The sequence below is a fragment of the Pseudoalteromonas sp. H105 genome, assembly GCF_001469215.1.
Taxonomy (GTDB): Bacteria; Pseudomonadota; Gammaproteobacteria; order Enterobacterales; family Alteromonadaceae; genus Pseudoalteromonas.
Genome location: NZ_LOFH01000023.1, coordinates 1 through 5197, shown reverse-complemented (window position 1 = coordinate 5197; position 5197 = coordinate 1). Strand labels below are relative to the sequence as shown.

General features: G+C 41.1%; 7 protein-coding genes. 1 reads left to right on the top strand and 6 read right to left on the bottom strand.

Going from position 1 to position 5197, the window contains the following annotated elements:
• Nucleotides 1–264 precede the first annotated feature (264 nt).
• The 4 genes from ATS75_RS20270 to ATS75_RS19895 all read right to left on the bottom strand — a co-directional run bounded on the left by ATS75_RS20270 (nt 265) and on the right by ATS75_RS19895 (nt 2359).
• Nucleotides 265–867, bottom strand: coding sequence for a transposase (locus ATS75_RS20270; protein ID WP_235591218.1), 603 nt, complete (start codon nt 865–867; stop codon nt 265–267).
• A 30-nt stretch (nt 868–897) separates the two neighbouring features.
• Nucleotides 898–1266, bottom strand: coding sequence for a hypothetical protein (locus ATS75_RS20705; protein ID WP_235591217.1), 369 nt, complete (start codon nt 1264–1266; stop codon nt 898–900).
• Nucleotides 1259–1687 carry a transposase gene (locus ATS75_RS20265; protein ID WP_082665533.1) on the bottom strand — a complete coding sequence of 143 codons (429 nt, stop codon included), beginning with the start codon at nt 1685–1687 and terminating at the stop codon, nt 1259–1261. Before ATS75_RS20265 ends, ATS75_RS20705 begins: the two co-directional genes overlap by 8 nt.
• 222 nt (nt 1688–1909) lie before the next feature.
• Nucleotides 1910–2359 (bottom strand): hypothetical protein, encoded by a 450-nt coding sequence (locus tag ATS75_RS19895; RefSeq protein ID WP_161936912.1) that lies wholly within the window; start codon nt 2357–2359, stop codon nt 1910–1912.
• Between the two features lie 172 nt (nt 2360–2531).
• On the opposite strand from ATS75_RS19895, the gene ATS75_RS19890 reads away from it, so the two are divergent.
• Nucleotides 2532–3575 carry an IS110 family transposase gene (locus ATS75_RS19890; RefSeq protein ID WP_058562071.1) on the top strand — a complete coding sequence of 348 codons (1044 nt, stop codon included), beginning with the start codon at nt 2532–2534 and terminating at the stop codon, nt 3573–3575.
• 550 nt (nt 3576–4125) lie between these two features.
• Here the strand turns inward: ATS75_RS19890 and ATS75_RS19885 are convergent.
• The gene (locus ATS75_RS19885; protein WP_058562151.1) at nt 4126–4542 is read right to left on the bottom strand and encodes a hypothetical protein; all 417 of its coding nucleotides are present in this window, start codon (nt 4540–4542) and stop codon (nt 4126–4128) included.
• Between the two features lie 218 nt (nt 4543–4760).
• On the bottom strand, nt 4761–5197 hold a 437-nt coding region (locus ATS75_RS19880; RefSeq protein ID WP_201020988.1), incomplete at its 5' end, for a transposase.

Genomic DNA, 5197 nt, shown 5'->3' with positions numbered 1-5197 from the left:
GAAAAGAGAATGTGCGGTTGTTTTAATGGCTGTTTTAGAGGGAATTGCAGGTGCTTGATTGGCTATATTTCGGCTTAAAAAGGCTCCCCTTTTTTAATGCTGCCTGTTTTGCAGCTTTTCTATGTTATGAACAAGGCAGTACAGTTGCCGCAGAATGAAGTAAAAGCATTCACTTTCGTTTTTCCCCGTAAGGTTAATTTATTCATGCCTTTGTTTACTGTAATATTCCGCTGTTTATTTAAAGGGAAGCAGGCTCTATACTGCCTAGTCGTTTGCTATTCCTTCAATAAAAAGCTGCCGTCGCCCCATTGGGCTGTCTATTTTGACCTTCATTTTGTCGATGTAGCTTAGCTTTTTGCGTGATTCATTATTTTTAAACTGTACTTGCCGCCCTGTTTTTATCGGTGGCTTTCGCATGCATTGCTGTTGTAGTGGGCATACTTTGCAATCTTTCAAGTAACCGCAAAATCGGGTGTATTGTTGGTTATGGCTGTTTACATTAACACCACTTCGCCACATGGCATTGCCTGCGGGGCAGCGGCAGGTTTGCGTTGATTCATCATAGTGGAAGTCATCTGAGGTGAATAACCGTGGCTTGCCTTTACTGCGTTTTAGTCGGCGCTTTTCTTGCTCTGTTTCGTAGGTTTCGCTCTCTTTAAACAACGGATTGCGTTTTCTAAACTGATTATCTGCAATGTAACTATCAAAGCCACTTTGCGCCATGTATTCAAGGTTTGCTTCGCTGTTAAACCCACTGTCTGCGGTGAACTTAATCGTGTGTTCGTCTGTGATTTTATCGGTGTTTAATTTATCAAGTTGCCGTTTTAATTGCTCAACGGCTGGCTGGAGTGTTTGCTGTTCGCCCACCGACCCCCATGCTTGTGCTTGCAGGATGATTTAGTGTTTATCGTCATTTATCGCAATACCATTGTAGCCTTGAATGGTGCCTTTGGAGGTGGTCATTTTTGCGCTGTCTGGGTCGGTGATATTACTTTTTACTGGCTTGCCTTTACTGCCTGTTTTCTCTTCGTGAGTAGCTAAGAATGCGGTGATTTTATCTGCACTTTTATCGAGCTTTTCTTTTTGCTTTAAGTCTTGAGTGACCAGCTCTTCGCTTAGGCCATCTTGGGCTTGGTGGCGTTCAATGATGCGTTTACTTGCGCGCTCTAGTTTTGCTTTTTTACGGCCTAGTTCATCGAATGTGCCGCTCCACTCTTTGCTCGCATTCGACTTTAATTTGCAACCCGGGGCTGACCTTTCAGTCAATGGCAAACATGTTGCGGCCTATCAAGCCTTCCTCATCACATATCATCAGCACTTGCGTAAAAAGCGGCTCAATCTGTTCATGCATTTTAGCCACAAAACCCGCTATTGATGTGTAATGCGGCTGAATATCTCCCGACACACTCATGAACAGAATATTGTTCTCACAGGCCTTGGCTATTCGGCGACTACTAATTAACCCATGCGCATAACCAAGTAAAATAATCTTTAACATTACCGTGGGTGGATACGCCGCTGCGCCCGTTTTATCGTTGTTATACCACGCGTCAAAGCCCGACAAGTCGAGTTTATTTTCGACAATATAACAAAGGGCATACTCAAAGGTGCCAGGCAAAATTTGCTCAGAGAAATTGATAGGAATGAATTTATTTTGGCAGGATAAGTCAGGCTTGTAGTTGGCCATAACAATTTACCGTGGGTGAATAATATCTATTAGATCACAGTCACCCTGTGGTTTCAAGGTTAAAAAACAATCAGTTTTAAATAGTAGGATATGTTTCTAAAAAGAGTAATTCTACAGCCTCAACGCCCTGTTAATGGGCAAAATATAGTTGGCTAGAATAAGCGACGAAGGAGCAAAAGCCAACTGTATTTTGTCCTTGTTAAACAGCTTGTTATATGGCATTTACTTGCCGAGTTTTTCTTTTAAGCGATAGTAAATATGGTTACGAATTGCACTGGAGCTATCTCCAAATTGCTCCAAATATCCACTACCACCACAAATATGAGAAAAACCTTTAGAATCTGTTACAAAAAGGTGGCGCTGACCTAGCATGATGGAGTGACCATCATGAACGAAATAAACTATTTTCAATGTTTCAGGCGTACCTTTAAGAGTTTCAACTAGTTCAAATTCTACTACAGCTCTTTTGCCACCTCTTAAATTAGCAAACTCTTCAAAATATGCTTTCGTTACAACCCCAACAAATACATTAGTAAATTGGTCATTCTCAAGAATAGTATCTTCATTAACGAAGCACTTCGAAGCAATACTCAAGTTTGAATAAAAGATAATAATAATGAAAAATAAAACTCTCATCATGCTCAATACCTCAGTGCCATATAACGCCGCCATATGGGGCATTGTTTGTGGAGTGGAGCTTTGGGGTAAAGTGGCGCAGCCACCCCAAAGCGCAACGGAGCAAACAATGTCCCTATGATGGCCTTGATACTCATTGAGCCTCCTCCCCAGCATCGCGATTATTCGCTACGCTGAAAAGGCAACCAACCTTACAGGAGAAAGCTCAATGAACTTTTACAATAACATGCATCCATATTATTGTGGAATCGATTTACACGCACGATTACTTTACGTCTGTATCATTGATAATACAGGACTTATCCTTGTTCACAAGAAAATTAAAGACGACCCAGAAGCACTACTAAAGCTACTTAAACCGTATATCGGTGACATTGTGGTTGGCGTAGAGTGCATGCATTGCTGGTATTGGGTCGCTGACTTTTGTAAAGAACACACTATCGACTTTATTCTCGGTCATGCTTTGTATATGAAAGCGATTCATGGCGGTAAAGCCAAAAACGATAAAATAGATTCATATAAAATTGCCAAACTCATCCGTGGGGGGAACTTCCCACTTGCTTATGTGTATGACAAAGATATGCGTGCTACGCGTGATTTACTCCGCCGCAGAACTAAAATCGTCCGCCACGGCGCTGATTTAAAAGCCCATGTTGCCAATACTGCCAGTCAGTATAATTTACCTGCCCACAACGTGAATTTAAAGAACGTTTGCGACAGAGAAAAGATGCGCTATTACTTCCCTGATCCCGTTGTGCAACGCTCTATTAATTTAAATATGGCCATACTTGATTGCTATCACAAGGAGCTTAAGCCTTTAGAGCATTATATTGAACAAATGGCTAAGCAGCATAATCCTGTGCACCTTAATATCTTGCAAACAATTAATGGTATAGGCCGCATTCTCGCACTCACCATCATTTACGAAATTGGTGACATCAATCGCTTTTCAAGCGTACAAAAATTCGCTTCATACAGTCGATTAGTCAAATGCAAAGCGGAGTCTGCTGGCAAAACCTATGGCACCCAAGGTAATAAAATTGGCAATGCACATCTCAAATGGGCGTTCTCCGAAGCCGCAGTATTACTGCTGCGCCACAATCACAACGCCAACAAATACCTTGAAAAACTACAAAAGCGAATGAGCAAAGCCAAAGCACTGTCAGCGCTTGCACATAAGCTGGGTCGCTGTGTTTATTATATGCTTAAAAAAGAGACTGTATTCGATGAAGCAAAATTCTTAAAGGGTTAGTCACGGTACTGAGTGAGCTGAACATCTAACTGGATATAAGGCTGAGCATCAATCAATTGGGTGAGTTAATAGCCAACAAGGTTTAACCTGATTATATGCCTACAGGCCTGAGCCACTTGCCTTGATTAGACGCTCAGTACGCGTGCATTAATACAATAAACAAAGTCGCTTACACCTGACTTGAGCCTTAAACTAACTGGATCATAATGATGAAACCAGCCGCCTTGAATAGTGCCATGATGAGGTTAACCGATGAATGTCTCGGCTCTGGCATCCTGCTTCGCTCTACCTTCTAAATCCATTTAGTCGTAGTGCCCCAGCAACCCCAAAAGGATATGGGAAAAAACTGGCTGCGATGAGATCGCAATAAGAGATTACTGCGTAACGCACCCTATATGTGTTTGCCGTAAGCAACTTGCTTAATAGCCGCATCGACAGACGAAGTAAACGAATTTGTTTATTGATTTAGAATTGACCGTCACTGTATAAAAACGGTCGAAAAGAATACTAATGCCTATTGACAGAGTTAAGGCTCATATGTGTTAGTTGCCTATTTAAACAACATTGGCAGTTGTCCATCTATCCATGCCTGTTCTGGGAAAACTCCATTCTCTATGCATATTTTGTTTCCATACTCTTCTGATACAGGAAAGTACACACAATCTCCACTTATTGAAGTTGCCCAGTCGTCAATAGCATACATGCCAATTAACTCACCAGACGAAGTAAGGATAACTAGCCTGTGGCCAGCCCTAGAGTTATTGTTAAAATAATATGTATGATTGTAGAGTTTAAATTTCCCTTGTAACTCACCCAAATACTCAGATTTCGTATTAAACTCTTCCTTTGAGTCCGGATCAAAATTTAAATATTCCGTTGTTTTTGCTGCTTTCGCTAAAAGTTCAATGTCACTATACGCATTTGAAGAGAGTAGTAACAAAAACACACAAACTAGAAAACTTCTCATAACTATCCATAGGCAACTAACGAGCCTGTAGATTAACTCGTTTTTTTGTTTATTTTTATTGATAAACAAACCATAGCTGAGTTCCTATTTTCGTTCAATCGATTACTGTACTTTTATGCAGGATATAAAAAAGTGTTTGATATTGTTTTAATTGGCGTTTTGGAAGTGGTTACGAGTGGTTGAGTCGCTTTATTTTAAGTTAAAAGGGCTTCCCCTTCTTAATGCATCGTGTTTTGCAGTTTTTCTATATTATGGACAAGGCAGTACAGTTGCCATTGCGCATTCACTTTCGTTTGTCCCCGTAAGGTTAATTTATTCATGCCTTTATTGACGGTGATATTACCGAACACTGGCTCTATACAGCCAAGTCGCTTACTGTAATGCCGTCGCCCCATTGGGCTGTCTATTTTGACCTTCATTTTATCGGTGTAACTGACTTTTTTTCGTGATTCATCATTTTTAAACTGCACTTGCCGCCCTGTTTTTATCGGTGCCTTTCGCATGCATTGCTGTTGCAGTGGGCACACTTTACAGTCTTTTAAGTAACCACAGAATCGCGTGTATTGTTGGTTATGGCTGTTTACATTAACTCCGCTTCGCCACATATTATTGCCTGCGGGGCAGCGGCAGGTTTGGGTTGCTTCATCATAGTGGA